5 protein-coding genes are annotated in these 2,507 nt (G+C 55.1%); all 5 read right to left on the minus strand.

Annotation, left to right across the window (positions count from 1 at the left end; translation table 11 throughout):
• Window positions 1-193, minus strand: a 193-nt coding sequence (locus tag DUT91_RS25700) for a hypothetical protein (RefSeq protein ID WP_147272298.1), incomplete at its 3' end; no start/stop codon positions are given.
• 253 nt (window positions 194-446) lie between these two features.
• Window positions 447-1,163: an outer membrane protein gene (locus DUT91_RS24760; RefSeq protein ID WP_114443030.1), complete on the minus strand. Its 717-nt coding sequence runs from the start codon at window positions 1,161-1,163 to the stop codon at window positions 447-449.
• A gap of 16 nt (window positions 1,164-1,179) precedes the next feature.
• Window positions 1,180-1,581 (minus strand): transposase, encoded by a 402-nt coding sequence (locus DUT91_RS27650; protein WP_425373843.1) that lies wholly within the window; start codon window positions 1,579-1,581, stop codon window positions 1,180-1,182.
• Window positions 1,544-2,098: an IS5 family transposase gene (locus tag DUT91_RS27655; protein ID WP_425373844.1), complete on the minus strand. Its 555-nt coding sequence runs from the start codon at window positions 2,096-2,098 to the stop codon at window positions 1,544-1,546. Before DUT91_RS27655 ends, DUT91_RS27650 begins: the two co-directional genes overlap by 38 nt.
• 15 nt (window positions 2,099-2,113) lie before the next feature.
• On the minus strand, window positions 2,114-2,507 hold a 394-nt coding region (locus tag DUT91_RS26380; RefSeq protein WP_200835088.1), incomplete at its 5' end, for a hypothetical protein.

Here is a 2,507-nt window from a genome sequence, read left to right on the forward strand (position 1 = left end):
GGAATTCGAATCGCGGCAGCAGACCCTGATACAAACAAGGCAGGAGTTGGAGAGCCTCAGACGCCAGCGTGTTCAGCTCGATGGAAGCCTTGCGAGTGTTCACACCAAAATCGCGGGCTTCGATGCGGGCGCCGCCATGGCGATCGGAGAACTTCGGCAACGTATCGCAGGCATAGAAGAGCAGCTGGCGCAAGGAGAATCCAGGCGTGTCGTTGTGGTGACTGCCCCCCGCGACGGGACGATTGCGGCGGTTTTCAGCAACGCGTCAAGCACGTGAACGTTTTCGCCGCCCTTGCAGAGTTCGGTGACGCCTTCTTCCTTCCGCAAAAACCCGACAGCCCAAAGAGGCCAAACCGCAAAACAAAACCCGCCGAAAAATCGACGGGTTTGTCAGTAATCTAAGCCCTCCGATGAACGCGGGCTTTGCATTCAAGTAGCTAAAACGGTCAGAATTTATAGGCGACGCCAAGACGAATTTCGTGCGACTTGAAATCCGGTTTGAATTCTTCACCCAGGAATTGGTAGTCCTTTTTGCCCAAATCGGTATAGCGATATTCGAGACGCAGGAAGATATTATCTGTGGCCGCATAATCGACACCGCCGCCAGCCGTCCAGCCAACCTGGGTCTTCTTCCAGCTTTCCGATACGGCATTTCCGTCTGTGTCCATTAGGGCGAGACTATGTTTCACTCCACCGAAGGCGACACCGCCGGCAATATAAGGCAGGAAACGATCGACGACGTAGCCGACGCGCGCGCGCACCGCGCCTTCCCAGCGCAGCTTGGTTTCACCTGCGCCGAAAATGGTGACGCCATCTTCATCTATGTCGGAGCCATGGAATGACTTTTTAAGATTGGCGTAATTGACATCGGCTTCAGCGCCGAGAAGGAAACCGTTACCAGCTTCCCAATTATAGCCCGCAAAAACGCCACCGAGGAAGCCTTTGGTCTTTACCTTGCCATTCAATTCGTATTCGTCGGACTCGAACCGCGTATTGCCCCATCCGTAGCCGGCCTGGGCACCGATATATGCACCTGACCAGGTGAAGGCCGGAGGTATATATTCCGGGGTCGGTTCCTGAGCCAAAATGGCGTCCGCTGCATTGGCGCTTGTCGCTGCAAAAAGGGCGATTGCGGAAGCTGCGATGAAATACGAAATCTTCATGGCGTTTCTCCAAAACTTATGATGTCTCACATATATATACTCGGCTGATATCGTCTGTCTGTAACATGAAGACCACAGCCAAAATATAATTATGTTTAATTCTTACGGTCCGCAAATATATAGCGCTCGTGGACAAAGGGTATCCATAGTTTGACTGCTGCGAAGGCGACGAAGCCGAGGTAAGATACCTTGGTCTTGTCGTAGCAGTGGCGACACGCCGCCAGTTCTTGAGCTTATTGAAGAGCCGCTCGATCTGGTTTCGCCATATGTATTTCGCTTTGTCGTGTGGGACGGGCTCCCGGCGATTGCTCTTTGCCGGGATGACGGCCTCGATATCGGCGTCGGCGATCTCCTCGCGAATGGCGTCCGCATCGTAGCCCTTATCGGCAAGGAACGCCTCGATCCGGTCGGAAATCATCCGGAACAGAGGCGCAAAGCCTTGGGGTATCGTGCGTTTGCCCGGGCGTCAGCACGAAGCCGAGCGGCCGGGCAAACGCATCGCAACGGGCATGGAAGCTTGGTGGTGAAGTCACCGCGCGATCGGCCAAGCGCCTCGGCCTCCTGAGTCCCCTTTTTATGCGGACTGCACAATGGTGTCCCCGGACAATGGTGCTGTCGATCATGTCGGCGCTTCGATCCCGCTCGACCATCTCTGCCAGCGTTTCGAGCATCGCCTCGAACACGCCGGTCTCGACCCACCGTCGATAGCGGCGGAAGACGCTGTTCCACTTGCCGTATTCGTCAGGAAGATGTCGCCATTGCGCGCCCGTGCGCGCCATCCACATCATGCCTTCGAAATAGCGCCGATTGTCCTGAGCAGGACGGCAGCCGCGACCTCGTTCAGCAGGTAAAAGCGGGCCGATCAGCGCCCATTCCTCCTCTGTCAGACCGATCCGTTCACCCAAGGCTGCCTCCAAATGGAAGCCTTGAATCAAATTCGAATTCCTCAGTCAACCTTTGTCCACGAACGCTAAAATACAAGATGGATAATGTTGCATTATCGTTTCGTTATGTGGAACGCTGTACAAAGCTCGGTTTTCACAGTGGAAACCGCCGCAAAGCCCATCGGCCCGGTCGCCCATTGCGACACGACGTGTGGTTTCGGTAGGCAAGGCCGCTGACGGAAAAATGGGAAAGATGTCGTGGACGTACGCCGCCAGCACGGAGTCAACTGGCAGATAACGTAAAGAATCTTTCGCACTTTCAGATTTGACGGTTCCTTCTACAATGACGGAAGGAGCGAAAGGATGGACGACGAGAAGGATGCTGTGATGGGTCAGGTGATCCGGATCGACGAAGCGCGGATCAAGGATCACCTTGGTGAGATGGTGCGCGGGACGGTTG

The sequence above is a fragment of the Paramesorhizobium salinisoli genome (assembly GCF_003335045.1).
GTDB lineage: Bacteria > Pseudomonadota > Alphaproteobacteria > Rhizobiales > Rhizobiaceae > Paramesorhizobium > Paramesorhizobium salinisoli.

Excerpts from the sequence above, each read along its gene's own strand:
- DUT91_RS24760 (WP_114443030.1), bottom strand. The coding sequence starts at position 1,163 with ATGAAGATTTCGTATTTCATCGCAGCTTCCGCAATCGCCCTTTTTGCA.
- DUT91_RS27650 (WP_425373843.1), bottom strand. The coding sequence starts at position 1,581 with ATGATTTCCGACCGGATCGAGGCGTTCCTTGCCGATAAGGGCTACGAT.